Raw genomic sequence first — 25,238 nt, 5'->3', positions numbered from 1 at the left:
GCCGTCGCCGTCCGCCGCCGAGCCCGGGCTCCGCGGGCCGGGGCCGCGCTTCGCCGGGGCGAGGCCCGGTCTTCACCGGGCGGACGCCGAGGCCAGGTCACTACGCGAGCGTGATACCTGAGAGGTATCAAAATGCCTCTCAGGTATCACGCTCATCGCCGTGTTGCCTCCCCGGCCATCACACCGCGTCACCGCGATAGCGACGGTTGGCGGCCGCGAGCCGGCGGTCGCCGGAGCCGCCGCCGGACGCTGGCGAACCTCCGGCGGCAGGACCCGGGAGGGGCAGGACTCCGGTGGGCGACCGCGAGAGACCTCCGCGCGAGGGCCGACGAGGGCACCGGGCGTGCCTGGGGTGCGGGCTTGCGGCGTACTCCCGGGGGGTCAGCGGTCGGCGGCGGCGAGCCGGGGCACGGCCTCGACCGGCGCGACGGCGGCCTTGTCTGCGGCTTGGGCCGGCGCGGTCACCGCCCGCGCGGTCGGCCCGGTCGCGGGCCGGGCGGTCGCGGACAGCGCGGCGTCGACGGTGCTGCGGGCCCGACGGGTACGGCGCAGCGCGCGCACCGCCAGCGTCAGCGCGACCGCCCAGCCCACGGCGAGCAGCGCGTAGACCGCCGGGCGGGCGGCGCCGCCCAGCTCACCGGCGCGCATCAGGGTGCGGGCGTTGGTCAGCACGATCACGCCGCCGATGGCCGCGCCGAGCAGTTGGGCCGGGACGATGCGGACCAGCCAGGCGGCGACCGGCGCGGCGATCAGGCCGCCGACCAGCAACGCGGCCACGGTCGGCAGCAGGAAGCCCTGGCTGCCCAGGCCGATCAGGAAGCCGATGCTGGCCGCGCCGGCGACCACGAACTCGGCGGTGTCGACGGAGCCGATCACCTTGCGCGGCTCCAGCCAGCCGGAGACCAGCAGCGCGGGCGTGGCTACCGGGCCCCATCCGCCGCCGCCGGTGGCGTCGACGAAGCCGGCGACCAGGCCGAGCGGGCCGAGGAACCGGCCGCGCAGCCCACCGGCGGCGGCGCGGGGCCGTAGCGGCCGGGAGAACCGGACCAGCAGGTACGCGCCGAGCACGAAGAGGATGCCGGCCATCCACGGCGCGGCCGACTCGGTGGAGATGGCGCTGAGGAAGGTGGCCCCGGCGAAGGCGCCGAGCGCGCCGGGGACGGCGATCCGGGCCACCACCCGCCAGTCGACGTTGCCGAAGCGCCAGTGCGCGACGCCGGCGGCGAGCGTGGTGCCGATCTCGGCCAGGTGCACCGAGGCGGAGGCGGCGGCCGGGGCGACGCCGGCGAAGAGCAGCAGCGTGGACGAGGTCAGCCCGTACGCCATGCCGAGCGCCCCGTCGACGAGCTGGGCGGCCAGCCCGACCAGGGCGAGGACCAGAAGCTTGCGCACGCGCGCCCCTCCGAACTTTTCGGCATCTCCTATCGACTTGGTCGACAATGCGGCACGACGGGGGCTTGGTCAAGTCCCCAATCGGTGGGTGGGACGGCGCCGGACGGGTGCGGCCGGGCTCAGCTCCAGGCGCGCGGGTCGGCGGCCAGCTCGGTGATCCGGCCCGGCAGGTCCCCGGCGGCCACGTCGGCGATGCTCACCTGCTCCAGGATCTCCCGCTCACTGGCCCGCAACGCGATCCAGACCTCCTGCAACGCCCGGGCCGCGCCGTGGTAGCCCAGCTCCTCGGGGCGCTGCCCGCGCACATGCGCCAGCGGACCGTCGATGACCCGGATCACCTCGGCCAGGGAGATCTCCGCGGCCGGCCGGGCCAGCCAGTAGCCGCCCTCGGGCCCGCGCTGGGCGTGCACGATGCCGCCCCGACGCAGCTGCAGCAGGATGCTCTCCAGGAACTTCGGTGGGATCTCCTGGGCCCGGGCGATCTGCTCGGCGGTGACCGGCCGGGACCGCCCCGCGCTCGCGCCGTCGGCGACCGAGGCCAGCTCGGCGGCCGCACGGAGGGCATAGTCGACCCGGGCGGAGAGACGCATGAGGGCAAGGCTAGTCGGCAGGTCAGCCGGCCGGCCTGCCGCCCCTCACCCTTTTGATCACTCGCCGACGCGGCGGAGCAGGCCCTCCTGCACGGCGCTGGCGATGTGCCGGCCGTCGGTGGTGAACATCCGGCCGGTGGCCAGCCCACGGGCACCGGAGGCCGACGGGCTCCAGCAGTCGTAGAGGAACCACTCGTCGGCCCGGAACGACCGGTGGAACCACAGCGCGTGGTCGAGGCTCGCCCCCACCACGCCGCCCGGGCCCCAGACCTCGCCGTGCACCGAGAGCACCGAGTCCAGCAGGGTCAGGTCGGAGGCGTACGCCAGGGCGCACGCGTGCAGCAGCGGGTCGTCCGGCAGCTTGCCGTCGATGCGCATCCAGACCCGCTGGTTCGGGTCGGCGGGGCGGTCGCCGGGGCGTACCCAGCCGGGCTCGCCGACGTAGCGGACGTCTATCGGGCGCGGGATCTGCCCCCAGATGCCGAGCCGCTCGGGGTAGCGGGAGAGCCGGTCGGTCATGGTGGGCACGTCGTCCGGGCCGGGCACGTCCGGCGGGGTGGGGGCCTGGTGGTCCAGGCCCTCCTCCTGCCGCTGGAAGGAGGCCGACATGAAGAAGATCGGCTTGCCGTGCTGGAGGGCGACCGAGCGGCGCACCGAGAACGACCGGCCGTCGCGGACGTTCTCCACCTGGTACTCGATCGGCTCCACCGGGTCGCCGGGGCGCACGAAGTAGCCGTGCAGCGAGTGCACGAAGCGCTCCGAATCGACGGTACGACCGGCGGCCACCAGGGCCTGGCCGGCGACCTGCCCGCCGTACACCCGCTGCGGGCCGACCGGCGGGCTCATCCCCCGGAAGGTCATCTCGCCGGTGTTGTCGAGGTCGAGGACCTCCAGCAACTGGTCGACCGCGGCCTGCCCGGCCACCTGGCGCTCGGTCACTGCAGGGCCCGCGCGGAGGCGGCGTCGACCAGCGAGCCGAGCTGGTGCACCCGCAGCGTGTTGGTGGAACCGGGGGTGCCGGGCGGGCTGCCCGCCACGATCACCACATAGTCGCCGGGGTTGGCCCGGTTGAGGCCGAGCAGCGCCTGGTCGACCTGGCGGAACATGTCGTCGGTGTGCTCGACGAACGGCATCAGGAAGGTCTCCACGCCCCAGCAGAGCGCCAGCTGGTTGCGCACCTCGGGCACCGGGGTGAAGGCCAGCAGCGGCAGGTCGCAGTGCAGCCGGGAGAGCCGCTTCACCGTGTCGCCGGTCTGCGAGAAGGCGACCAGCGCCTTGGCGCCGATGGCCCGGGCGATCGAGGAGGCCGCGACGGTGAGCGCGCCGCCGTGGGTACGCGGGTCGTGCTGGAGTCGGGGCACCCCGATCGAGCCGGACTCGGTGGTGGTGACGATCTTCGCCATGGTGCTGACGGTGAGCACCGGGTACTTGCCGACGCTGGTCTCGCCGGAGAGCATCACCGCGTCCGCGCCGTCGAGCACCGCGTTGGCGACGTCAGAGGCCTCGGCGCGGGTCGGGCGGGAATTCTCGATCATGGAGTCGAGCATCTGGGTGGCCACGATGACCGGCTTGGCGTTCTCCCGGCAGAGCTGCACGGCGCGCTTCTGCACCAGCGGCACCTGGTCAAGCGGAAGCTCGACGCCCAGGTCGCCGCGGGCGACCATGATGCCGTCGAAGGCCAGCACGATCGCCTCGAGGTGGTCGACCGCCTCGGGCTTCTCGACTTTGGCCAGTACCGGGCGGTGCACGCCCTCCTCGGCCATGATGCCGTGCACGAGCTTGATGTCGTCGGCCGAACGGACGAAGGAGAGCGCGATGAGGTCGACCCCCAGCCCGAGCGCGAACCGCAGGTCCTCGGCGTCCTTCTCCGACATCGCCGGCACGCTCACCGCCACGTTGGGCAGCGAGACGCCCTTGTTGTTGGAGACCGGGCCGCCCTCGGTGACCAGGACGCGGATGTCGTTGCCGGTGACGTCGCTGACCTCGACCGCGACCCGGCCGTCGTCGATCAGCAGCCGGTCGCCCGGCTTCACCTCCTGCGGCAGCTTCCGGTAGGTGCAGGAGACCCGCTCCTTGGTGCCGACGATGTCGTCGCCGGTGATCACGACGGAGTCGCCGGTGCGCCACTCGTGCGGGCCGTCGGCGAACCTGCCGAGGCGGATCTTGGGGCCCTGGAGGTCGGCCAGGATGGCGACCGGGTGCCCGGCGGCGTCGGCCGCCTCGCGCACCAGCCGGTACACCGACTCGTGGTCGGCGTGACTGCCGTGGCTGAAGTTCAGCCTGGCCACGTTCATGCCCGCCTCGACGAGCCCCCGGATCCGCTCCGGGGACGAGGTGGCAGGGCCAAGAGTGCAGACGATCTTCGCGCGGCGTGTCACGCCCATCAGGCTAGTCTCTCCTCCGGGTCGGGCGGGCCGACCCCTTTCGGACTGCGGAACAGTTGTCCACCGACGCGTCCGCGGCGGGCGCGTGGCCGGCGGGCGCGGAGCCGCACCGGGGGACGTCGTGAGTGGCGGGCATCGGCGACCGCGCGCCGGGAATCGTACCGCCCGCCCGCATCCGCCGACGGAGGCGCTCCCACGCCCGCGACGGGCGCCCGCCGCGCCGACACTCACCCACCGCCGCTGGCCGCCGGCAGCGTGGGTACGGCGCCGTTCCAGACCCGGGTCGCGGCGGGGTAGTCGGCGTCGGCGGGCCGGAGCAACCGGTCGCCGAGCAGCTCACGCAGGTCGGCGGCGGCGCGGGAGAGGTCGGTGGTGGCGGCGGAGGTCATCGGGGCTCCTGGGCCCGGCCTTGGCGGCGCCCGGCGCGCCCCCCGGCCAGGGGCCTCCCAGTGGACACCCGCGGGGCGGCCCGCGCCGTCACCCTGGCGACAGTCGCTTCAGCCCTGCGCCTTGACCAGCGGGAACTCCAGCGAGCCGGCCGGGCAGAGGAAGCTCAGCACGTCCACCTGGTAGAGCCCGGCCTGCACGGCCGGGTCGGCCTCCATCACGCTGCGCACGTCGTCCACCGAGCCGGTGCGGGCCAGTCCGATGCCGATCGGTGGGGCCGGCTCGCGGGCGGGGCCGTCGATCGACCCGGAGACCAGCACGATCCCCCGGCGCTGCAACGCCTGCATGTGCTCGAAGTGCTCGGCCTGCAACCGCTGCACCGTCTCGCTGGGCAGGGCCCGACCGGCCGGCCCCGGGTAGATCACGATGCACTCGTACGTGTCGAGCGCGAAGTCCAGCTGCGGCATACCCGTCATGGCGCCCCCTCCCGCGCTGCCGGCGTCGGCACCGCGCCGGTCTCCCCCGACTCGGCACAGCGTCGCACGCTGCGGCGGGCGGCAGCGGTCGCTCGGGCCAACTGCCCCGCCGGAGCACCCGGTTGCCGACCGGCTGGGTCTTTCGTCCAGCCGGTCATGGCGCGTGGCCGCCGCCGAACTCCGGCTCACCGGCGACGATGGCCCGACCTGACGGCACGACGGGCGGACGGGGTACTCCCGTCCGCCCGTCGCTGGTTCACAGGGCGAAGCAGTTGGGGCGCACCGGGGCGTCGGTGAGCACCTGCCGGACCGCGGTGTAGGTGGTCCCGTCCAGGATCAGGCTGAGGTGACCGACCAGCCGCAGCGGGCACCAACTCTGGATCAGCACGTTGTTCGCGCCGTCCGACAGTGCGGCGTTGCCGATCGGCCAGACCAGCTCGTCCTGCCAGGTCCGCACGGTCGCCCAGCGGATGGCACCCGGGGTGTCGTCGCCGCCGTTGAGGGCGGTGAGCAGGTCGGAGCCGATGGACATCTGCTGGCAGGCGACGATGCCGGCGCAGTTGCCGAGGCCGATGAACTTGAGGATGTTGGCGGCGTAGGTGCCCTGCTGGGGGCTGCCCAGGCTGATGTACCGGCCGACGGCGTCGGCGCCGCCGAGGAACTTGACGTACCAGCGGGAGACGAGGCCGCCCTCGGAGTGGGCGACCAGGTCCACCTTGGCCGCGCCGGTGCCGGCGCGGACCTGGTCGACATAAGTCTTGAAGGCGCGGGCGGACTCGCGGATGTCGCCGAAGCCCAGCCCGGGGATCTGGAAGATGGAGACCCGGAAGCCGTCGGCGCGCAGCCGCGCGGCGATCGGCTCGTACGCGATGGAGACCCCGATCAGGCCGCCGACCACGATGACCGGGTTGGCGTTCGCGTTGGCGACGGCGGTGGTGGCCGTGGCCGTGGCCTCGGCGGCGGTGGTGCCGGCAGTGGTGGTGCGTTCGGGGGCGGCCGCGGCGGCGGTGGCCGGGATGAGCAGTGCGGTGACGGCGGTGGTGGCGGCGAGGATCGTTCGGAGCAGCATGGCTGCACCTCCGGTGGGAGGTTCCCGGGGAGCGGGGACGGTGGGTGAAGGGATCCGATCGATCGGTGGGACGATGATGCGGGTCACAATTCGCACACGTCAATGGCAAGTTACGCGCCGGTAACCTGATGTCGCACCGGAGGTGTCTTCCGGCAAAGCGGGCGAACGACGACGGGGCCGGCCGCGTTCGCGGTCGGCCCCGGTCGGGTCCCTGGTCAGGCGGTCGGGTCGGCCTCCCCGTCCGCCGCCTCGCGCAGCGCCCGGGTGGCCTGGTCGAGCAACTTGGTGGGATCCGTCCGGCCGTTGACCTGGATCTCCGCCTCGGCGTCGCCGACCTGGATGCGGATGCTCACCTCGGTGCGCTGCTGGTCCACCCAGGACTGCAGCAGGTTGAACAGGCCGGGCAGCAGTCCCTGGGCCACCACCGCGATGATCACCGCGTCGCTGAAGCCGGGCCGGCCGCCCTGGCCGGCGGCGTCGCGCACCGCGGCGCGGAACTCCGGCCGGCGGTGGATCCAGGCCAGCAGCGGCACCCGGGGTGGCCGGGCGGTACGCGGGGTCAGCACCATCCGCACGGGTCGCCCCGGCCGGGTGGACGGTTCAGTCATGTCGGGCTCTCCCTCAGTCGCCGGCGGGCCGGAACGTCAGCTTGCCGTCCACCACGGACAGCACCCCGACCACCTGGATCTCCTCGTCCTCGGTGAACGGCGTGGTGCCGAAGAAGCCGGTGGTGGTGCCGGTCGCCCGGGCGGACCCGCGGCCCTCGAACGGCGTCGACACCTGCGCCGAGGTCGGGCCGGTCAGGGTGAGCTGCACCGTCGGGTACCGGGTGATCTTCCAGGCGATCTTCTTCACCGTCTCCCCGGTGTAGTACCGGAACGGGCACCCCTGCGGCGCGGCCACCGTCTGGGCCGCGCAGCCGTCCAGGTACGCCTTGACGCTCTCCTCCGCCGTGGCCTGAGCCGCCGGGGCCAGCGTCGGCGTCAGGTCCGGGCTCGCCGCGCTCTCCTGCCCGGGCAGGACGTGGACGACCTGCGACGGGGTCTCGCTGAGGGCGTTGCGCTGGCCCCCGACGGTGTACGCCCCGGGCAGCAGCGCCAGCTCGACGCCCTCGGGAGCGGTCGGTGTGGACTGGCCGTTGACGGTCAGGCCCGCCGCGCCGGGCAGGCTGAGCCGCGCGGGTGGCGCGGCGACCTGCCACCGGTGGAACAGCCCGAGGGTCGCCGACTCGTCCCGGCGCAGCGGCAGCTCGGCGCTCAGCTTCTGCCCGGCCAGGGTGTAGGCGACCTTGGCGACCGCCTCGTCGCCGTCGCGCTCGACCGACGTGACGTCCACGTCGGTCGGCGGCTGGTAGCCCTCCCCGCCGACGATCCGGGCGAGCTGCCCGCCGTCGCCCGCCGCCGCCCTGGCGTCCGGGGTCAACGCCGCCAGGGCGGCGCGGCCGTCCCCGTCGTCCAGCGCCGAGAAGTAGGCGTCCACCGCCGCCTGCGGGCGGAACAGCAGCCACTGCGCCGTGGTGAGCGCGCCGCCGCCGAGGCAGCCGATCAGCGCCAGCGCGCCGACCAGCACCCAGGCGCGCCGGGAGCCGACCGGCCCCGGCCGTCCGAACAGCTCCTCGGTGCCCACCCGGGCGGGGCTCCCGTCGGCGGCCGTCGCCTCGTCGGCGGTGGCCGGCGTGAGCCGCTCCAGCCGGTCGAGCCGCAGCTCGGACGGCGGATGGGTGGCGCAGACCGCCTCGTCCCACCCGCTGCGGCCGGTCTCGAAGGACCGACGCCGTTCCAGCATCGACCGCATGCCGGCCGCGTGGCCGGCGAGGACCGCCCCGGCGTCGGCCCGGTACTCGGCGGCCCGGACGTCGCGGCGGTGGCAGGGCAGCACGACGAACCGCATGGTCAGCAGCACCGGCCAGAAGACGAGGAAGACCAGCAGGTCGGTGGCCGGGTGCGGGAACCGGCGCATCAGCCAGCTCGGCACCGCGTGGACCAGCACCAGCGGCAGCCCGACGCCCCGGACGAACGCGCTGGTCACCTCGTCACCGGTACGCCAGTGCACCAGCTCGTGGCTGAGCAGCGCCGCGACGTCCTCGTCCGGCTCGTCGAGCAGGCTGGTGGTCACCACGATGTGCCGGGCGTAGGCGCGGGCGTTGGTGAGCACCGGGTCGTCCTCGATCAGCAGGCGGGGCACGCTCGGCAGGCCGAGACGGGCGGCGCAGTCGGACAGGATCGGCCGCAGCCGCTCCGCCTCCCGCCGGCTGAGCTGACGCGCGCCGGAGACGCTGAGCAGCCACGGCTCCAGCAGCACCCGGCCGAGGGTGTAGACCAGGCCGACCAGGGCGGCGGCCACCACCATTCCGACCAGGCCGGTGAACAGGTTCGCCGGCTCGTCGAAGGCGTCCCGCCAGGGCAGCACCAGCACGACCAGGAAACCGGCCAGGAAACCGACCGCGAAGCCGGCGAAGCCGCCGACCACGCCGCCGGACCGGTTGAGGAAGGCGTCGAGCAGGGGGCCGACCAGCGGCGCGTCGCGCACCACCGACGGCAGGGCGTCGCCCGCCTGGGTGCCCCCGGCGACCAGGCCGAGCACGCCCAGCGCGATGCCGCCCCACACCGCGGCCAGCAGCGCCAGCGGCACGTAGAACCAGGTGGCCAGGAAGCTGCCGAGCACGCCCCGCCAGTCGCGCAGGATGCCGGCGCGCAGCCACACCAGCGCGTTCGGGTACCCCGGCGGCCGGTCGGCCAGCCGCCGGTCGAGTCCGCCCGGTCCGGCCGGGCGCGGCTCGGTCGGCCGCTGCTCGACCGCGGGTCTCACCTGCGGGTCAACGTCCGGGTCGCTCACGGAGACTCCTCGACGACAGACGCCACCACCCGGGGACGGCGAAGGGGCGCACGGTCCACGGGCACGGCGCATCGGACGGCGGCCGGGCCGACCGTCGACGGTATGTGCGCGGGCAGGAATGCGGTGCCGAAATCGATCAGCGGATTTCGACGTCGCAGGACATTACCCGTAGCGAATGGATATCGCCACCACTGAACCGGCCGGTTCGCTGCCGACAGCACCCCGTGGTGGCCCGATCCCCGGTCGACGGCAGGAAGACCAGGTACCGCGACTCAGGTGATTTTGTCCCTCGCGGAGAATGCTCAGCGCATGAGCAGCGCAGCTGATGGCGAGCAGCATGACACTGCCATCGCACGGTCTTCCCTCACCCGCGGTCGGGGCCACTGGGCATGGTCGTGGGTCCTGCTGATCCTGGCCCTACCGGGCGCCGGGCGATCCCTGTACGTAGCCGTCATGAACGCCGCAGTATTCTTCGGCGAGCAACCCTCCCCCACCGAACGCGCCACCGCCGGCGCCGCTGCCTTGTCCGGAGCATCGCTGTGCCTGGCAACGGCCCTCCTGACGGCGGTCGTGTTCCGCCGCGTCGTGGTGCCCGTGCTGTGTGGCCTCGCGGTCGCCTACTTCGCCGCGCTGGCCTGTCCGACCCTGCAGCGACCTGCTCTGCTACGCACGGCCGATGGCGCGGGATGGCTCTCGGCGTGGGCGCCGCCGACGAGTTGGGTGGTAGCACTCTGGGCCGCCGCCACGCTGGCGCTGTGGACGTACGGCCACCTACGGGCAGTACTGAGGGCGAGCAGCCGCCACGCGGGCCACTGAGGCAGGCCCACGGCTGGCGCCCGTCGCCGGCCCACAAGGCGCGGTTCGTCACAGGGCTGTCCGGTACGGCATCGGCTGCCGGATCATCCGCCACTTCGGCGTCGTACTGATCGTTGCCGTAGCGCCGATTGGTTATCGGATTGGAGAGAGGGATGCGTGGCTGCGCGGACACTGCCAGGAGGCAACGCCGTCGACGAGGGTCGCGGCCGGAGGATGAGAGTGTCCAGGCAGACATCCGGGCCAGGTGGTGTCGCCCTCATCGAACTCCTTTTCCTGCAGCAGGTCGGCCAACTCGACAACCGCCAACTCCAGGTCGCGGGTCAACCGCAGGCTGCCCAGGCTGCTCTCCTGCGCCTGGCCCCGCCTGCCGAAGGACACCTGCAGAGCGTCGAGGGCGTCCAGGTACACGCCCATCGGCTGAATGACAGCACCCCGTCGGGCGAAGTCCTGCGCCACCCGGCGCACCGCGCGCTCGTAACACTCCAGTGCGCCGAGCACCAGTTCGTCGTCCCCTCCGCCATTCGGCACCATGCCAGCCTAATTCCTCTCCTGATCAGCCGGTGAACGGCCGGCGACACCTGCTCACACGGCATTTCGGGCTGCCATCGTTGATGGCCGGAGACCTTCAGCGCGAATTGGCCGGGAAACCACGCTGATTGGCCGCGAACCCGGCAGGATATGCAATGGAGCGCGGGCGGCGCCGCCCCGTTCCGGATCAGCTATCCGACACCGCGGGCCGCCATTGTGGCCGGGCTCAGCTGCCCAGCGCCCGTACCTTGGCGATGGTCTCCTGGACCTGCTGGCTGGCCGGCCCGGCACCCTGGGCCGCCTGGGTCAGCGCCTGCCGGTAGGCGTCCAGCATCCCGATCAGCGGGCCGGCCGCAACCCCTTCCAGGGCGCCGGCGACCAGTTCCCGCGCCTCGGCGGCGTCCTGCGCCGCGGCGGCGGTCTTCGCCTTCGCCTCGTCCAGCTTCTGCGCCGCCGCCGCCAGCCTGGCGATGACCTGTGCTGCGCTCACGCGCCCTCCCCTGGTCGCCCCGCGTCGATCGTCCCCGTCACCGCACAAGCATCGACCACAAGGGAGCCTACGAGATCCGCCCACCCACCGCGACAACCTGGTGATCAGTTGGAGGGGCTACTGCTCGCAGACGAAGACACCAAGGCCATGGACACCTTCAACGAGGCCCTGCGTCTGGAGCACAAGGATCGCCTGCCGGACCACGCCGGCCGAAACGCCATACTCGGCTCGTAGCTGCGCGGTGGAGGGAAGCTTGTCGCCAGGGGCGAGTTCACCGGACGCGATCTGCTCACGAATACGGTCCGCGAGCTGCGCCCACTTGGGCTTGGCGGGCATGTTGTCTCCCTGGTCTGCACCGCCATTTGATCACACCCCACTAGTCGGGACAAGCACGGACTAGACAGTCATTGACTTGTACAGACTAGTGTGGCAAAGTTCTCGGCGACCGGCTCCCTGGTCTGCAAACCCGGAGTTGGTCCTTCCCCACCGCACAGAGCGCCCGGTCGGCCGGTCCCCCTGGACGGCCGGGCGTGCCGGGCGCTGCCCGCCCTCAACCGCAGCGCCCACGCTCAAGCGATCCCCCACCAAGGAGACGCCACCGGACGGGAGCACCCGATGCACGAGCAACCACACGAGAACCGCTCCACCAACGGGGACGAGAACGACACGGGTGGAACACCATGGGTGTCACACGGCTCCGGTGACACCCATGGTGTTCCACCGGCCGGCCGTGCGCGTCCTGCACCCACCGACCGGGACGACCGGGCGGGGCGGCCAGGCGGCGACCACCCACCCGAGCGGCCCGACCACCCGGAGCCGCTGGTGTCCGCACAGGACGTCGAGGACGCCGACGACATCCTGTTCGCCCATCCCCCGCGGGTGGTCACCCGGTGGCTCTGCGGCTGCGGCGAGGACTACCCCTGCCTCGACGTGCGCTTCGCCCGGCTGGTCAGGGCCGTCCACGCCACCGACACCGGCGGCGACGACAGCCGGTGAACGCCGGTGACCTGCGCAGGTACGCGGCCGAGCAGGCTGCCGACGCGCGGGCACCGCGCAAAACGTGGTCACTACCGCGCCCCGGCAGGTGGCCTCGCGGACCATCGCCGAGCACCGCACGGAGGCGTACACCGGGGTGTGTCGGGAGTGCGGACGGCCCGGGCCGTGCGACGAGCAGCGGGCGGCGCGGACCCGGCTGGCGCACCACGACGGCACGCTGAACGCTTTGCGCGCGCGGGCCGGGGGCGGTCAGCGCAGGAAACGGACGAGCAGCAGGCTGGCGCAGTACGCGGTCGGCACCAGCGCGACACAGATGACGAAGCCGAGCGGGACGAACCGCGGCGGCTCCACGGTGGCCAGGGCGGGCCGCCCCCAGCGGCCGAGGATCAGCCAGCCGGCGGCGAAGGAGAGCACCGGCAGGCCGGCGCAGATCCAGGCGCCCAGGGTGAAACCGCTGACCAGCCCCACGCCGGAGGCGACCACCAGGACCAGCATGAGCAGCACGCCCGCGGCGGCGCAGCCGACGTAGACGGCCACCGCCCGGGCCGCCGGCGACCAGGTCGGCAGCAGCTCCGGTCGGGCGGCGAGGGCCTCGACCTCCCGGGTCCGCAGGTCGGCCTCGTCGACCAGCCGACGGGCCTCCTCCAGCACCACGCCCGGATCGGCGTCGGGGTCGGTGGCGACCGGAGTCCCGGTGCCGGCGTCCGGCCCGTCCGGAGCGCCCGCGGTGGCCGGCGGAAGACCGATCGCCTCGCCGAGCTGGTCCAGCCGCTGGCCCTGGGCGGCGAGCCGCTGGCCGAGCTGCGCCACCCCGGCGTGCAGCCGCCGCCGGCGCTCCGCCTCGGCGGCGGCGCCCCGCTCGCCCTCGCGGACCTGCCCGGAGAGCTGGCGCACCGCGGCGGCGTACTCGTCGAAGGTGGACACTCAGCGCTCCTCGTCCTCGGGCCGGTACCCGGGGCGGAGGAACGGCACGATCAGCGCGGTCCGCTGCGCGTGCCGGTCCACCAGCAGCGCCCGGTCGGCCCGCGGGGTGTACGCCAGGTCGGTGACGCCGAGGTGCAGGCCGAGGTCGGCGCCGGGCACGTTGAGCGCCACCAGGCAGGCCACGTCGTCGCGGTTCTGCGAGCCGCCGAGGTCGTCGGCGAGCCGGCGCAGCCCGCGCCACCAGCCGAGCAGGTGCACCCCGTGGCCGGGGCCCTGGCGCAGCAGCGCCCGCAGGTCGTCGTGCCCCGAGCGGAAGGTCTCCGGGTCGGTCCGGGCGAGGGTGGCGCCGGCCGCGTCCACCCCGAAGACCACCAGGTACGTGCGGCCCCGCTGCCCCGGGTCGGCGGCCAGCTCGCCGAACCGCGCGCGAAGCCCGGCCGCGTCGACCACGGTGACCGGGTGCCCGGCCGTCTTGATCCCGGCGGCGGTCTCGTCGGCCAGCTCGTCGGCGGCCTCGACCAGCGGCGCGAGCACGAACTCCGCCTCGCCCGGGGCGTGCTGGCGGGCCAGGCTCAGCGCGGCGGCCCGCAGCACGTGCGCCCCGGTCGCCGCGGTGCCCACCACGGCCAGGTGCCGCCCGGGGGCGGCGTCCAGGGCGAACCGGGCGGGGCTGCCCGCCACGTCGACCGTCCGGCCGACCAGCGCCGACGGGCGGCGGGCACCGGGCCGCAGCGCGGCGGCGGCCGGCTCGTCCTCCAGGTGCGCCGGCTCGTAGCCGCGGAAGACCGCCGGCGGCGGCCAGCCCTCCGGCCGGTCGTCCCAGAGTTCGTAGCGCAACCGGGCGACCTGCCGGGCGTCGGCGTGCGCGTCGGGGAAGCGGACCAGCAGGTCGGCCCCGGGCGCGCCGGCGGCGGTGTTGACCACGGCGGTGCCGACCGGGCCGGCGGTGCCGGTCACGGCGCGGGGACCGAGCACGGCCTCGCCGCCGGGCAGCGCCACCCGCAGCGCGAACTGCCCGAAGAGCGTCTCGGCGCGGCCGTAGAGGGCCTCGACGCCGGTGGTGCTCTGGCTGGCCAGCACCAGGTGCACGCCGTACGAGCGGCCCTTGCGGGCCAGCTCCTCCAGCAGGTCGACGGCCTCCCGGGCCAGCCGGTCGTTGCCGGCGAGCAGCACGTGGAACTCGTCCACCACGGTCACGATCCGGGGCACCGCCGCGTCCGCCGGCAGGTCGGCCAGCTTGGTGATCCCGTGCCGCTTGAACTCCTCGGCCCGGCGGCCCAGCTCGCGACGCAGCTCGCGGAGCACGGCGAGGCCGTACTCGCGATCGGACTCGACCCCGACGGTGCGGGCGTGCGGCAGGAACGACGGGTCCCGTTCGGTCGGCACGAACTCGGTGAAGCTGACGCCCTCCTTGAAGTCGAGCAGCCAGAGCTGGAGGTCGGCCGGGGAATAGCGGGCGGCCAGTCCATACAGGACGTCGACGAGGAAGACGGTCTTGCCGGCGCCGGTGCGCCCGCCGACGAGCCAGTGCGGGGTGGCGTCGTCGAAGGCGAGGGTGACCGGCTCCCGCCCGGCCCGGCCCACCACCGTGCGCAGCCCGGCCCGCGCGGACTCCGTCCAGCGCCGCTCGGGCAGCAGGTCCGCGACGTGCAGCGCCGTGTCGCGCCGCACGGCCGCGGCCAGCCGCCCGGCGAGCGAGCGGACGGCCTCCTGCGGCGGGTCGCCGTCGAGCAGCACGGGTACGGCCAGCCCGGTGCCGTCGTCGCCGAACGGGTACCCGGGCGGGTCGCCGACCCAGGCGTACCGCTCGTCGAGCCGCAGCGTGGTGGTGGCGCCCAGCGGTGGGGCCTGTCCAGGCGGCGGCACCGGGTGGCCGGCGAGCAGCACGCAGACGGCGGCGGCGGGCCCGGCGTGGGTGAGCGCGGCGAGCCGGGCCAGCTCGCGCGGGGCCGGCACCGAGGCGGCCACCACCAGCAGCAGCTCATGGTCGTCGCGGTCGGCCTGCTGGGCGGCGCGGGCGTGCGCCTCGGCGGCGTCGAGCAGCGCGCCGATCTCGGCCTCGGTGGTGGCGGTCGCCCCGAGCACGCCGGCGTCGCGCAGCGGCCGCAGCGGCAGGAAGGTGGCGCCCAGCGCGGCCGGGTCGATGCCGACCACCCGGACGGCGCCGGGCGGGGCGGTGGCGAGCAGGCGCAGCACCAGCACCCGGAGCAGCACCGCCACCCGGGGGTCGCGGGCGTCGGCGCTGATCGCCAGGTGCCGGCCGGCGCCCAGCGGCAGCAGCAGCGGGAACCGGCCGTCGGCGGTGGTGGCGTCGCCGACGCGCACCGGCGCGGGTTCGCCGGCCGGGCGGCGGGTCGCCGGTGCGGTGGGGGCGGTCAGCGCGGCGGCGAGGCGGCCGAGCCGGGCGACGAGGTCGACGGTGCGTTCCGGCACGGGCTGCCCGGCCAGCCGGTCGAGCAACGCCCGGGCCCGGGTCCACCGGTCACGGGCCCGCCGGTGGGCGGTGACCGCCTGGCCGTACGCCAACGCGAGCCTGCCCACCGTCTGCTCCCCCACCACGTCCGTCCGGTCGAGGGAACCCTAACGGAGCCGGGCCGGCGACGCACCAGGCGTCGCGGGCGAGCCGTTGGTCCACTGTTCACCTGCCGGTCCGCCGCCGCGCCGCCCGGTGTTCCGCCGGTCCGGATTGCCTGCTGGCGGACGACATCGTGACAGAACTGGAAGGTGACGACGTGACCTCCTCCCCCATCTCCCGCCGCAACCTGCTGCGCAGCGGCGCGGCTGGCGGCCTCGGTATCGTGGTGGCCGGCAGCCTGGAGGCGATCGCCGGACCGGCCGCCGCCCGGGCCGCCTGCCGCCCGGCCGTCGGCTACGGCGAGCTGGTCCCGGACCCGGCCGGCCTGCTGGCGCTGCCGCCCGGCTTCTCGTACACGATCGTGGCCCAGGCCGGCAGCACGCTGCTGGAGAGCGGCCACCCGACGCCCAGCGACGCCGACGGCACCGGCTGCTTCCGGTCTCCCACCGGGTCGGTGCTGGTGAACAACCACGAGATCGGCGGCAGCGAGCCGTACCCGGTGCCGGCGCTGCCCGGCCTCACCTACGACCCGGGCGCCCGGGGCGGCACCACCACCATCGAGGTGGACGCCGCGGGACGGCGGCTGCGCGAGTACGTCAGCGTGGCCGGCACCCACAACAACTGCGCCGGCGGGATCACCCCGTGGGGCACCTGGCTGACCTGCGAGGAGACCGAGCAGCGGGCCGGTGGGAAGTTCCTCAAGGACCACGGGTACGTCTTCGAGGTGGACCCGCACGACCGGGAGCAGAACCTCGACCCGGTGGCGCTGACGTTCCTCGGCCGCTACGCGCACGAGGCGGTGGCGGTCGACCCGTACACCCACTCGATCTTCCTGACCGAGGACGCGGGCGGGCCGAACGGCCTGTACTTCCGGTGGACGCCGCCGGCGGGCTTCCGGGGCGGCAAGGGTGCGCTGCGCGCGCTGGCCCTGCGCCCGGACGGCGGCACCGCCGGCGAGCTGCAGGCGATGAACTGCTTCCTCGGCAGCCAGCACATCGCGGACCTCTCGCAGGCCACCACGCCGGGCACCCGCTACAAGGTGGAATGGGTGGACGTGCCGGACCGGGACGCGAAGACCGTCTCGGTGCGCAAGCAGTTCACCGACGAGCAGGTGACCCGCAGCCGCAAGCTGGAGGGCGCCTGGTGGGCCGACGGCGGCGCCTACTTCGTCGCCAGCTTCGCCCGGCTCGACGACGGCAGCGCCAACGAGCACGACGGCCAGGTCTGGTTCTACGACCCGCGCTCGGAGACGGTCACCCTGAAGACCATCTTCGGGGTCAACCCCGACCCGTCGGTCGAGGGCAACTACGACGGGCCGGACAACATCACCGTCTCGCCCTACGGCGGGGTGATCCTGGCCGAGGACGGCGAGGGGCTGTCCCACCTGGTCGGGGTCACGGCGCAGGGCAAGGCGTACCCGCTGGCCCGCAACGAGCTGAACGACAGCGAGTTCACCGGCCCGACCTTCAGCCCCGACGGCACGGTGCTGTTCGCCAACATCCAGTCCCCCGGTTACGTCTTCGCGATCACCGGGCCGTGGGGGCGGCCGAGCAACGCCGACCCGGCCTGATCCCGGCGGCGGCTGCGGCCGGCGTCCCCGACCGGGACGCCGGCCGCCCGGCCCTCAGGCGGGACGGCACGCCGGGTCGGGCGGGCCGTCAGCGGCGCCGCAGTGGTACACCTCGACCGGCTCCGCGGCCACGTCGGGCACCTCCGCCACCCGCAGCAGCGCGATCCGCTTCGCGACCGGCTCACCGGAGTCCGGGGCGTACCGGACCACCCCGGCGACGCCCGGGTAGCCGCCGGCGGCGTTCTGTCGCAGCACCTCGGCGTGCACGCCGGCCGGGTTGACCGCGCGGGGCTCCCAGCGCCGGCCGGTGTCGGCGTGCCGCAGCCGGGCGGCGAGGCTCTCCAGGGCCCGCACCATCATCATCGACGCGTCGTAGGCGAGGCTGACCCGCTCCCCGACCGGCGGGCCGGCGTCGTCGCGGCAGCGCGGCGGCTCCAGCAGGTCGTCGGCGCGCAACCAGCTCAGGAAGGTGCCCCGGGCGTCGTCGCGGCGGGCCTGCGCGGCCCGCAGCGCGCCGCAGGTGGCCAAGGCGGCCTTCGACACGTACGTCACCGGCAGGTTGCCGGGCGCGCTGGCCCGCAGCCCGGGGTTGGCCATGTAGCGGTTGACCGAGTCGTCGGCGAGCAGGTGCCGGGGCGGGTTCGCGCCGCACTCCTTGAGCGCGCGCAGGAACCCGTCGAACTCCGACCAGCGGCCGGCGAAGACCAGCACGCCGGGGTAGCCGCACTCCTGGGTCAGCCGCCGCCCGGTACGCCACTCGTCCAGCCGGGTCAGCCGGTCGCCGAAGCGTTCCCGCAGGCCGTCGACGAGGGTGGAGACGTAGAGGTCGTCGGCGAGCGAGCTGCCCTCCCCGGTGGTGTGGTAGACGTGCGCCTCGGTCACCTTCAACACCTGCCGGGCGTACGCCTCCAGCATCCGGGCCTGGTCGGAGTTGGGCGCCGACATCTGCAGGTAGAGGCTGGAGTTCTCATCCATCCGGTCGGCCGACAGGGTTGGCGCGAGCACCGGCAGGCCGACCCGGTTGAGTTCCCGCAGCGCAGCGGCGGTGCTGGTCCGGCTCTCCACCAGGCCGACCACGCCGAGCAGGGTCGAGTCGTCGCGGGCCAGACCCTCCAGCATGGTCACCGCCCGGCCGGCGTGGCGCATCTGCCGGCCGCCGTTGGCGACGACGATGTGCAGCAGGGCGGCGCCGTCCGCGGCGGCGGACTCCTTGAGCAGGGCGTACTGGGCGGTCGCCATCCCCTCCAGTTCCTCCCGCTCGGAGACGTACGACTCCTCGTCCGCGCGGGTCCGGTTGCCGGTCAGCGAGCCCAGGTAGACCAGGGTCAGGTACGGGCGGCGGTGCTCGCTGCGCCGCCAGACCTCCTCGGCGGCGCGGTTCTGCGCGAAGATCCGCCGCTGCACCGCCCGGAGCCGGTCCTGGCCGGGGTCGCTGTTGAACAGCTGCCCCGCGCTGTCGCTGTAGCCGACGCACTCACCGTCGACCAGCTGCACCCGGACCTGCCCGGTCGGGGACGGGTGGCAGTCGGGCGCCCAGCGCCGGTCGGCCCACGCCCCGGCGGCCAGCAGCAGCACCAGGACCACCGCCGCCGGCAGGAAACGCCGCGACCACCAGGGCGGGTCCGGCGCCACCAGCGCCCGCAGGGTGCTCCCCGGCGGCGGTACGACATCCCCGGCCGCCACCCCTAGGACGAGCAGCCAGGCGGCGGCCCGGCGCAGTCGCCGGGTCTCCGGCAGCGCCTCGGCCCACTCCTCGTACGCCTCGTCGGCCTCGGGCAGCGCGCGGATGGCGGGCAGTTCCGGCGGCGGCTCGTCGGCGACCGCCACCACCAGCAGCGGATCGTTGCGACCGGTCTCGTTGCGGACATCGTTGAGCAGCCGGACCAGGGTGTGCCCGACGGTGCCCACGGCGACCCCGTCGAGCAGCAGCACCGGGTACGCGGTGCGCCGCCAGTCCCCCGGCCGCCAGAACCGCCGCCGGTACGCCTGCCGCAGGTCCTCCAGGAAGGCGTGCAGCAGCAGCTTGTCCACCTGGGCCGGCTGTTCGCCGTCCCGCCAGCCGGCGGTGAGCCGTTCGGCGAAGCCGAGGAAGGTCACCGACTGTCGGGGTGCGAGGTACTGCTGCCGCATGAACCACCGGTAGTGCCGGCCGATCAGCGGCACCCGCCCGGAGACGGCGATCCGGAACACCGCGCTGGGCACCGCGCGGCGCAGCAGCCAGAGCAGCACCTGCAGGGCGGTGCCGAAGCCCGACTCGCCGGTCACCGGGGGTTCCTCGGCGGAGCGCCGCCCCCGCCGGTCGCGCAGCCGCCGCACCAGCGCGGCCCGGCCGCTGTCGGCGGCGTCGACGCCGTCGGCCAGGCTCTGGTGCATCAGCCAGTCGGCCAGCGGGTAGTGCCGGAACCGCAGCCGGGCCGTGCCGAACGCCTCCAGGGACAACTGCCGGTGCAGCTCGCGCAGCACGGCGGGGATGTCGTCGGGGCCGGGCCGGGTGGCCGGGTCGAGCACGGCGTGCGGCACCCGGCGGCCGGTGCCCTGGCCGACGAAGCGGCGCACCAGCCCGGCCACGTCACCGGCGCCGGCCGCGCGGACCAGCCACAGCAGCGGGAGCCGCCGGTCACCGCGCCGGGGTCGGCGCAGCAGCCGGGCCAGCAGGGAGAGCAGCTCCGGCCCACCGGTGGGGAGCCGGTCCCCGGCCGGCCGGGGCCGCTGCCGGGTGGTCGGTTCTCGCATCGCGCACCTCCGCCGGGGCGGGTGGGTCAGCGGAGCACCGCGTTCAGCGCCGGCAGGTAGCCGTACCGGTAGCCGGCGGCGTTCGGGTGGTAGGCCTCGATGACCCCGGAGACGTCCCGGATCCACGGGTCGGCGGCGCAGACCCCGTGACCGGCGAAGAAGGGGCGGGCGTCGGCGAAGGTGGCGCCGGCCGCGCGGGCCCGGTCGGCGATGATCGTGGCGAGCAGGTCGGCGGCCTCATTGAGGATGGTGCGCTTGTACGTGCTCATGGCCAGCAGCCCGCAGTAGTTGGTCTCGAACAGTCGCGGGTAGCCGAGGACGACGAGCCGGGCGTTGGGGGCCCGGTTGCGGATGGCGGCGTAGGTGGCGTCGAGCCGGCCGGGCAGGGTCGAGGTCGCAAAGCTCTTGGATTCGTTGACGGCGTTGGTGCAGGTCGAGGTGCTGCCGAACCGGCAGCTGGTGATCACGTCGGCGAAGCCGGCGTCGTTGCCGCCGATGGTGACGGTGACCAGGGTGGTGCTGGTGCTCAGCGAGTTGACCTGGCTGTTGATCACGTCGGCGGTGACCGCGCCGCCGCAGGCCGGGAACCGGAAGCTGGTCACCGCGTTGGCGGCGGCCCAGAGCGGGGCGTACGACTTCTCGCTGCGCAGGCAGGTGGAGAGGTCGTACGGGCCGGCGCCGACCCCGGAGGAGTAGGAGTCGCCGAGGGCGACGTAGTTGACGGTGGCCGCCTGGGCGGTGCCGGGAACAAGCACGACGCCGAGGACGGTGGCGAGCAGGGCGACCAGCGCGGTGACGGCGCGGGCCAGGGCGCGGTGGGGCATCACGGACCTCCACGGAGCAGGGGTGGTGGGATCCTCGTGACCGCGCGCTGGCCAGGGGTGTGGGTCTTGTTACTAGTCGGTAATGCTATCGAAACATTTAGATCAAGTGAACAGCTGATCTCACCGTCCGGGGCGGACACGTTCACAAACGTCGATTAGGTTCGTCCTGCGAACACCCCGACGGAGGGAGTCCACCTCGTGCGACGTGTTTTCACGGCGGCCATCGCCGCCCTGACCGTCACCACCGCCGGCACCCTGGTGACCGGCACCACCGGCCAGGCCGCCCTACCGGGTTGGGGCCGGCCGGTCCCGGTCGCCGCCGCACCGGCGCCCGGCAGCCCGGGCCTGGGCGACAGCTACTTCCCCGACTACGGCAACGGCGGGTACGACGTCAGCCACTACGACGTCCGCCTGCGCTACGAGCCGGCCACCGACCGGCTCACCGGCACCACCACCATCCTGGCGACGGCCACCCAGGACCTGTCCCGCTTCAACCTCGACTTCCTGCTCGACGTGGAGTCCGTCCGGGTCAACGGCTGGTCCGCCGCGCACACCCGCGAGGGCACCCACGAGTTGGTGGTCACCGCGCCGCGCGCCATCGCGAAGGGCCAACTGCTGACCATCGTGGTCAGGTACTCCGGCGTGCCGTCGGAGACCCTGGTCGGCGGCTACACCGGCTGGACCCGGACCGACGACGGCGCGCTGGCGGTCAACGAACCCGAGTCGGCCTGGTGGTGGTTCCCGGCCAACGACCACCCACTGGACAAGGCCACCTTCGACATCTCGGTGTCGGTGCCCGCCGGGGTCGAGGTGATCAGCAACGGCGTGCAGCCGCGCCCGCCGCTGGCCGAGCCCGGCAACCGGATGCGGTGGGGCTGGCGCAGCACCAAGCCGGCCGCCACCTACCTGGCGTTCCTGGCAATCGGCCAGTACGACATCGTCACCGACAGCGCGCCGAGCGGGCAGCCGGTGATCAACGCGTACAGCACCACGCTGGGCGAGCGCGGGCCGGCCGCGCGGGCCAGCATCGAGCGGACCGCCGAGATCGTCGACTGGGCGAGCGGCCTCTTCGGGCCGTACCCGTTCGAGGCCCAGGGCGGCGTCGCCGGCCCGATCGACGGCATCGGCTTCGCGCTGGAGACGCAGACCCGCCCGGTGTACGGGCCGAGCTTCTGGCGCCGCGGCGCGAACACCTACGTGGTGGTGCACGAGAACGCCCACCAGTGGTTCGGCGACTCGGTCTCCGTCGCGCAGTGGCGGGACATCTGGCTCAACGAGGGCTTCGCCTCGTACGCGGAGTGGCTCTGGTCGGAGGAGCAGGGCGAGGGCACCGCGCAGGAGCTCTTCGACTTCACCTACGCCGCCTACCCGGAGGACTCCGAGTTCTGGCAGGTGCTGCCGGGTGACCCGGGCGCCGACCGGGTGTTCGACGACGCGGTCTACGACCGGGGCGCGATGGCGCTGCACCAGCTCCGGCTGGCCGTCGGCGACGAGGCGTTCTTCGAGATCCTGCCGGCCTGGACCGCCGAGCACCGGTACGGCAACGGCTCGGTGGCGCAGTTCCAGGCCCTCGCGGAGCGGATCTCCGGACTGGACCTGGACGAGGTCTTCACCGCCTGGCTGTTCACCGCCGGCCGTCCGGAACTGGCCACGGCCGCCCGCGCGACGGCTGCGGCCGCTCCCGCGCAGCCGAAGTCGTGGACGAAGATCCGCGAGGCCCACCAGCTCCTGCGGCGCTGACCCCCGGCCCGGCCGGGTGCCCGCTCCCCTACCCGGGGGACCGGGTGCCCGGCCGGTGCGCCGGTTCGGCGGCGACGCCATCCGGGGCGCGAACAGCTCGCGCGAACACGCCGGGGCGGGCATCGCTCGGCGTGGACGCGGGTCAACGCGCACGCCGCTCGGCGCGCACGCCGCTCGGCGCGGACGCCGCTCAGCGCGGACGCCGCTCAGCGCGGACGCCGCTCAGCGCGGACGCCGGTCAACGCGGACGCCGGTCAGCGCGGACGCCGGTCAACGCGGACGCCGGTCAACGCGGACGCCGGTCAACGCGAGGACCACCTGGAGCAGACGGTCCGCGAGACGCTACCGACCTGATGACGTGAACGACTCACGCCGCCCGGGGCGGGTCAGGCCGCCGGCGCCGACACCGGCGGCGCGGCCGGCGCGCCGGCGGCCTCGATCGCCCGGATGTGCCGGTAGGCGAACCAGAGCGGTGGGAAGGCGCCGACCGCGAAGGAGAGGTCGACCAGCGTCCAGAACCACGGGATGTCCCGGATCGGCCCGCAGATCAGGGCCAGCGGCACGATCCCGGCGCAGGCGATCATGCCGAGCTGCACCACCCAGACGTTGCGCACCGGATCCCGTAGCGGTCCCCAGAAGGCCACGGCCAGCACCAGGTGGGCGAAGGCGAGCCAGTCGGTGCCGTAAAGCAGGAACGGGTAGCGGTCGCCGGTCTCCACCAGCCCAATGTGCATCCGCTCGATCCAGCCGACCAGCGCCGGCAGGTCGTCCGCGAGCGGGTCGAGCGCGCGCAGCAGCCAGCGCACCTCGATCTCCAGGGGGAACGCGGTCACTCCACTGAGGAAGAGACCCGCCAGCACGATCCACAGCCACCGGCGGATCCGCCGCAGCCGCTCCTCGGTATCCATGACCGGAGCGTAACGATGATCTTCACCCCGCTCGGTCCCGTGCGCGCCTGAGCCACCGGCGAACCTCATGACCTGGCTCACCGGTAGCCCGTCCCGGTCACGCCCGGTGACTCCACCGCGAACGGCGATGCGGCACCGGAGGAATCCGCATCGCTGCTCTGAATCGTCTACGACATCAGGTCCGTAGCGTCCCGACACCGCTCCGGGCCGCACCGGGTGAGGTTCAGGCGCAGCCGGGGTCGGCGGCCTCGCCGAGTCGCACCGGGTGAGGTCCAGGCCCAGCCGGGGTCGGCGGCCTCGCCGAGTCGCACCGGGTGAGGTGCGGGCCCAGCCCGGGTCGGCGGCCTCGCCCGAGCCCGGTGTGCAGCCGACATCGACAGCCCTTCCGCCTGCGCCATGCCCCGGCGTTGAGCCGCCTCACGGCAGGCAGTCGGCCGGGGGCACCTCGACCAGGGCCGCGCCGCCGGCCAACTGGGGGCGACGGCGGGACCGGGCCGGCGCCCCGCCGGCGCAGTCGGCTACGGCCCGGACCAGTCGGCTGGACGGCAGCCGGCCCGCCCCCGGCCGGCGTACCGCCGCCGGGTACCAGCCGGGCGGCGGGCTTCCCGCGGGGCGGGGCGTGGTGGCCGGGCGGGCGGTCGCCACGGGCCGGATCGCCGGCCGGGTGGCGGGCCGGACGACGCGGGCAGCGATGGCGGCGACCCGGCGGGCCGGGCGGCGTACCACGGGCGCGGCCAGCACCAGGGTGACCCGGCGACGCAGTCGGTGGTCGCGCAGCCCGTCGAGGGCGACGCCCGCGGCGGCCGTGGCGACGGCGGTCACCGCGCCGGCCAGCACCAGGGTCTGCCGGGGGCCGGCGTGCTCGCAGAGCCAACCGAGCAGGGGCGCGCCGACCGCCGCGGAGACCGAGCCGGTGACGGCCAGGGCGGCCAGCACCCGACCGCGCACGGCGTAGTCGGTGTCGAGCTGGGCGCGGGCGCCGACCGTGGTGTCGATGACCACCGCCGCCGCGGCCACCGGGAGGATCACCGCGGCGAAGCTGACCGTGCCGGGAGCCAGCCCGGCGGCGATCTGCAACACGCTGGCCAGCAGGCCGGCGCAGATCAGCAGCCCGTAGCCCAGCTCGCGGCGGCGGGCCGCCACCAGCGCGCCCAGCACCGTGCCGACCGCGAAGACGGTGGAGAGCACGCCGTAGCCCGACGCTCCGGCGGCCAGCGGGCCGTCACTCATCGCCGCCATGGTCACCTGGTAGTTGCGGCCCAGGCTGCCCAGCACGAACGACAGCGCCAACGCGACCAGCACCACCGGCTGGCGCAGCAGGTAGCGGAAGCCGGCCCGGATGCCGCCGTCCGCCGGCACCGCATCGGCCGCCGCCGGCTCGCCGGTGTGCCGCTCCTGATCGCGTACGGCGAACAGGGCGCCGACCACCGCGACGAAGCTGGCCGCGTTGACGGCGAAGAGCAGTGCGGGGCCGACGGCGGCGACCACGACGGCGCCGGCGCTCATGCCGAGGATGCGGCCGGCGGAGTTGGTCAGCGAGCCGAGCGCGAGGGCGTTGCCGAGGTCCTCCCGGTCGACCAGCGTCGAGGACCAGCGGCCCGACACCGGCCCCTCGATCGCCGACACCGCCCCGGTCACCAGCGCGATCGCGTAGATCGCCGGCAGGCCGCCGACGCCGGTGACGGCGACCACCGCCAGTCCCGCGGCGAGCAGAGCGTGTACCGCCTGGGCGGCGATCAGCAACGGCTTCGCCCGCAGCCGGTCGGCCAGCGCCCCGCCCCAGACGCTGAGCAGCAGCGTCGGCAGGGCCTGGAGCAGGACGGCCAGGCCCATCGAGGTCGCCGAGCGGGTCTGCTCGAGCACGTACCAGTTGACGCCGAGCACCTGCATCCAGGTCCCGATCACCGACACGAAGCCGGCACCGGCCCAGATCCGGTAGTTGCGGTGACGCAGGGCGGCGAACGTGCTGCCGAGGGCCACGAGGGCCTCCCGTTCCAGACG

General features: G+C 74.4%; 22 protein-coding genes. 4 read left to right on the top strand and 18 right to left on the bottom strand.

The features are described from left to right. Window positions 1-381: 381 nt before the first annotated feature. From V6U89_RS21260 to V6U89_RS21220, 9 genes are all read right to left on the bottom strand, one after another. Window positions 382-1,392, bottom strand: a complete 1,011-nt coding sequence (locus tag V6U89_RS21260; protein ID WP_334573107.1) for a sulfite exporter TauE/SafE family protein — start codon at window positions 1,390-1,392, stop codon at window positions 382-384. Between the two features lie 119 nt (window positions 1,393-1,511). Continuing rightward, complete coding sequence (locus tag V6U89_RS21255) at window positions 1,512-1,982, bottom strand: RrF2 family transcriptional regulator (RefSeq protein WP_334573106.1); 471 nt, start codon at window positions 1,980-1,982, stop codon at window positions 1,512-1,514. Window positions 1,983-2,039: 57 nt separating this feature from the next. Next, window positions 2,040-2,921: an acyl-CoA thioesterase gene (locus V6U89_RS21250; RefSeq protein WP_334573105.1), complete on the bottom strand. Its 882-nt coding sequence runs from the start codon at window positions 2,919-2,921 to the stop codon at window positions 2,040-2,042. Beyond that, window positions 2,918-4,366 carry a pyruvate kinase gene (gene pyk / locus V6U89_RS21245; protein WP_334573104.1) on the bottom strand — a complete coding sequence of 483 codons (1,449 nt, stop codon included), beginning with the start codon at window positions 4,364-4,366 and terminating at the stop codon, window positions 2,918-2,920. Before pyk ends, V6U89_RS21250 begins: the two co-directional genes overlap by 4 nt. Window positions 4,367-4,593: 227 nt before the next feature. Continuing rightward, window positions 4,594-4,755 carry a hypothetical protein gene (locus V6U89_RS21240; RefSeq protein WP_334573103.1) on the bottom strand — a complete coding sequence of 54 codons (162 nt, stop codon included), beginning with the start codon at window positions 4,753-4,755 and terminating at the stop codon, window positions 4,594-4,596. A gap of 108 nt (window positions 4,756-4,863) precedes the next feature. Continuing rightward, window positions 4,864-5,229, bottom strand: coding sequence for a YciI family protein (locus tag V6U89_RS21235; protein WP_179800968.1), 366 nt, complete (start codon window positions 5,227-5,229; stop codon window positions 4,864-4,866). Window positions 5,230-5,485: 256 nt separating this feature from the next. After that, the gene (locus V6U89_RS21230) at window positions 5,486-6,298 is read right to left on the bottom strand and encodes a lipase family alpha/beta hydrolase (protein ID WP_334573102.1); all 813 of its coding nucleotides are present in this window, start codon (window positions 6,296-6,298) and stop codon (window positions 5,486-5,488) included. Window positions 6,299-6,513: 215 nt separating this feature from the next. Then, window positions 6,514-6,906 carry an effector-associated constant component EACC1 gene (locus V6U89_RS21225; protein WP_334573101.1) on the bottom strand — a complete coding sequence of 131 codons (393 nt, stop codon included), beginning with the start codon at window positions 6,904-6,906 and terminating at the stop codon, window positions 6,514-6,516. 13 nt (window positions 6,907-6,919) lie between these two features. Further along, entirely contained in the window at window positions 6,920-9,133 is a 2,214-nt protein-coding gene (locus V6U89_RS21220; protein WP_334573100.1) for a M48 family metalloprotease, read from the bottom strand. A 309-nt stretch (window positions 9,134-9,442) separates the two neighbouring features. Here V6U89_RS21220 and V6U89_RS21215 point away from each other — a divergent pair, with 309 nt between their 5' ends. Beyond that, on the top strand, window positions 9,443-9,949 hold the full coding sequence (locus tag V6U89_RS21215; RefSeq protein ID WP_334573099.1) for a hypothetical protein: 507 nt from the start codon (window positions 9,443-9,445) through the stop codon (window positions 9,947-9,949). Between the two features lie 132 nt (window positions 9,950-10,081). On the opposite strand, the gene V6U89_RS21210 is transcribed toward V6U89_RS21215, so the two are convergent. The 3 genes from V6U89_RS21210 to V6U89_RS21200 form a co-directional block, all read right to left on the bottom strand. After that, window positions 10,082-10,477: a hypothetical protein gene (locus V6U89_RS21210; RefSeq protein ID WP_334573098.1), complete on the bottom strand. Its 396-nt coding sequence runs from the start codon at window positions 10,475-10,477 to the stop codon at window positions 10,082-10,084. 226 nt (window positions 10,478-10,703) lie between these two features. Then, on the bottom strand, window positions 10,704-10,967 hold the full coding sequence (locus V6U89_RS21205; RefSeq protein WP_088961184.1) for a DUF6244 family protein: 264 nt from the start codon (window positions 10,965-10,967) through the stop codon (window positions 10,704-10,706). Between the two features lie 117 nt (window positions 10,968-11,084). Further along, a complete protein-coding gene (locus tag V6U89_RS21200) occupies window positions 11,085-11,303 on the bottom strand; it encodes a winged helix-turn-helix domain-containing protein (RefSeq protein WP_334573097.1) in 219 nt (72 codons plus the stop codon). A 486-nt stretch (window positions 11,304-11,789) separates the two neighbouring features. Between V6U89_RS21200 and V6U89_RS21195 the strand changes: the two genes are divergently transcribed. Beyond that, window positions 11,790-11,963 carry a hypothetical protein gene (locus V6U89_RS21195; protein WP_334573096.1) on the top strand — a complete coding sequence of 58 codons (174 nt, stop codon included), beginning with the start codon at window positions 11,790-11,792 and terminating at the stop codon, window positions 11,961-11,963. Window positions 11,964-12,212: 249 nt separating this feature from the next. Here the strand turns inward: V6U89_RS21195 and V6U89_RS21190 are convergent, their stop codons facing one another. After that, window positions 12,213-12,887: a hypothetical protein gene (locus tag V6U89_RS21190; RefSeq protein WP_334573095.1), complete on the bottom strand. Its 675-nt coding sequence runs from the start codon at window positions 12,885-12,887 to the stop codon at window positions 12,213-12,215. Next, complete coding sequence (locus tag V6U89_RS21185) at window positions 12,888-15,428, bottom strand: FtsK/SpoIIIE domain-containing protein (protein ID WP_334573094.1); 2,541 nt, start codon at window positions 15,426-15,428, stop codon at window positions 12,888-12,890. It abuts the gene before it with no gap. 191 nt (window positions 15,429-15,619) lie between these two features. On the opposite strand from V6U89_RS21185, the gene V6U89_RS21180 reads away from it, so the two are divergent. Then, a complete protein-coding gene (locus V6U89_RS21180; protein ID WP_334573093.1) occupies window positions 15,620-17,032 on the top strand; it encodes an alkaline phosphatase PhoX in 1,413 nt (470 codons plus the stop codon). Window positions 17,033-17,086: 54 nt separating this feature from the next. On the opposite strand, the gene V6U89_RS21175 is transcribed toward V6U89_RS21180, so the two are convergent. Further along, complete coding sequence (locus V6U89_RS21175; RefSeq protein WP_334573092.1) at window positions 17,087-19,765, bottom strand: hypothetical protein; 2,679 nt, start codon at window positions 19,763-19,765, stop codon at window positions 17,087-17,089. Between the two features lie 26 nt (window positions 19,766-19,791). Further along, window positions 19,792-20,589, bottom strand: coding sequence for an SGNH/GDSL hydrolase family protein (locus tag V6U89_RS21170; RefSeq protein ID WP_334573091.1), 798 nt, complete (start codon window positions 20,587-20,589; stop codon window positions 19,792-19,794). Between the two features lie 198 nt (window positions 20,590-20,787). Between V6U89_RS21170 and V6U89_RS21165 the strand changes: the two genes are divergently transcribed. Then, window positions 20,788-22,329: a M1 family metallopeptidase gene (locus tag V6U89_RS21165; RefSeq protein ID WP_334573090.1), complete on the top strand. Its 1,542-nt coding sequence runs from the start codon at window positions 20,788-20,790 to the stop codon at window positions 22,327-22,329. Between the two features lie 386 nt (window positions 22,330-22,715). Here V6U89_RS21165 and V6U89_RS21160 read toward each other — a convergent pair whose 3' ends face one another. Continuing rightward, window positions 22,716-23,237 (bottom strand): hypothetical protein, encoded by a 522-nt coding sequence (locus tag V6U89_RS21160; protein WP_334573089.1) that lies wholly within the window; start codon window positions 23,235-23,237, stop codon window positions 22,716-22,718. A 417-nt stretch (window positions 23,238-23,654) separates the two neighbouring features. Then, entirely contained in the window at window positions 23,655-25,217 is a 1,563-nt protein-coding gene (locus V6U89_RS21155) for an MFS transporter (RefSeq protein ID WP_334573088.1), read from the bottom strand. Window positions 25,218-25,238 lie beyond the last annotated feature (21 nt).

It is taken from the genome of Micromonospora sp. CPCC 206171, from assembly GCF_036906755.1.
Taxonomy (GTDB): Bacteria; Actinomycetota; Actinomycetes; order Mycobacteriales; family Micromonosporaceae; genus Micromonospora; species Micromonospora purpureochromogenes.
The sequence above is the reverse complement of the archived record's forward strand: the minus strand, read 5'-3'. Positions and strand labels throughout refer to the sequence as shown.

Excerpts from the sequence above, each read along its gene's own strand:
- V6U89_RS21175 (WP_334573092.1), bottom strand. The coding sequence starts at position 19,765 with ATGCGAGAACCGACCACCCGGCAGCGGCCCCGGCCGGCCGGGGACCGG.
- V6U89_RS21255 (WP_334573106.1), bottom strand. The coding sequence starts at position 1,982 with ATGCGTCTCTCCGCCCGGGTCGACTATGCCCTCCGTGCGGCCGCCGAG.
- V6U89_RS21240 (WP_334573103.1), bottom strand. The coding sequence starts at position 4,755 with ATGACCTCCGCCGCCACCACCGACCTCTCCCGCGCCGCCGCCGACCTG.
- pyk (WP_334573104.1), bottom strand. The coding sequence starts at position 4,366 with ATGGGCGTGACACGCCGCGCGAAGATCGTCTGCACTCTTGGCCCTGCC.
- V6U89_RS21225 (WP_334573101.1), bottom strand. The coding sequence starts at position 6,906 with ATGACTGAACCGTCCACCCGGCCGGGGCGACCCGTGCGGATGGTGCTG.
- V6U89_RS21200 (WP_334573097.1), bottom strand. The coding sequence starts at position 11,303 with ATGCCCGCCAAGCCCAAGTGGGCGCAGCTCGCGGACCGTATTCGTGAG.
- V6U89_RS21230 (WP_334573102.1), bottom strand. The coding sequence starts at position 6,298 with ATGCTGCTCCGAACGATCCTCGCCGCCACCACCGCCGTCACCGCACTG.
- V6U89_RS21235 (WP_179800968.1), bottom strand. The coding sequence starts at position 5,229 with ATGACGGGTATGCCGCAGCTGGACTTCGCGCTCGACACGTACGAGTGC.
- V6U89_RS21170 (WP_334573091.1), bottom strand. The coding sequence starts at position 20,589 with ATGCCCCACCGCGCCCTGGCCCGCGCCGTCACCGCGCTGGTCGCCCTG.
- V6U89_RS21215 (WP_334573099.1), top strand. The coding sequence starts at position 9,443 with ATGAGCAGCGCAGCTGATGGCGAGCAGCATGACACTGCCATCGCACGG.
- V6U89_RS21160 (WP_334573089.1), bottom strand. The coding sequence starts at position 23,237 with ATGGATACCGAGGAGCGGCTGCGGCGGATCCGCCGGTGGCTGTGGATC.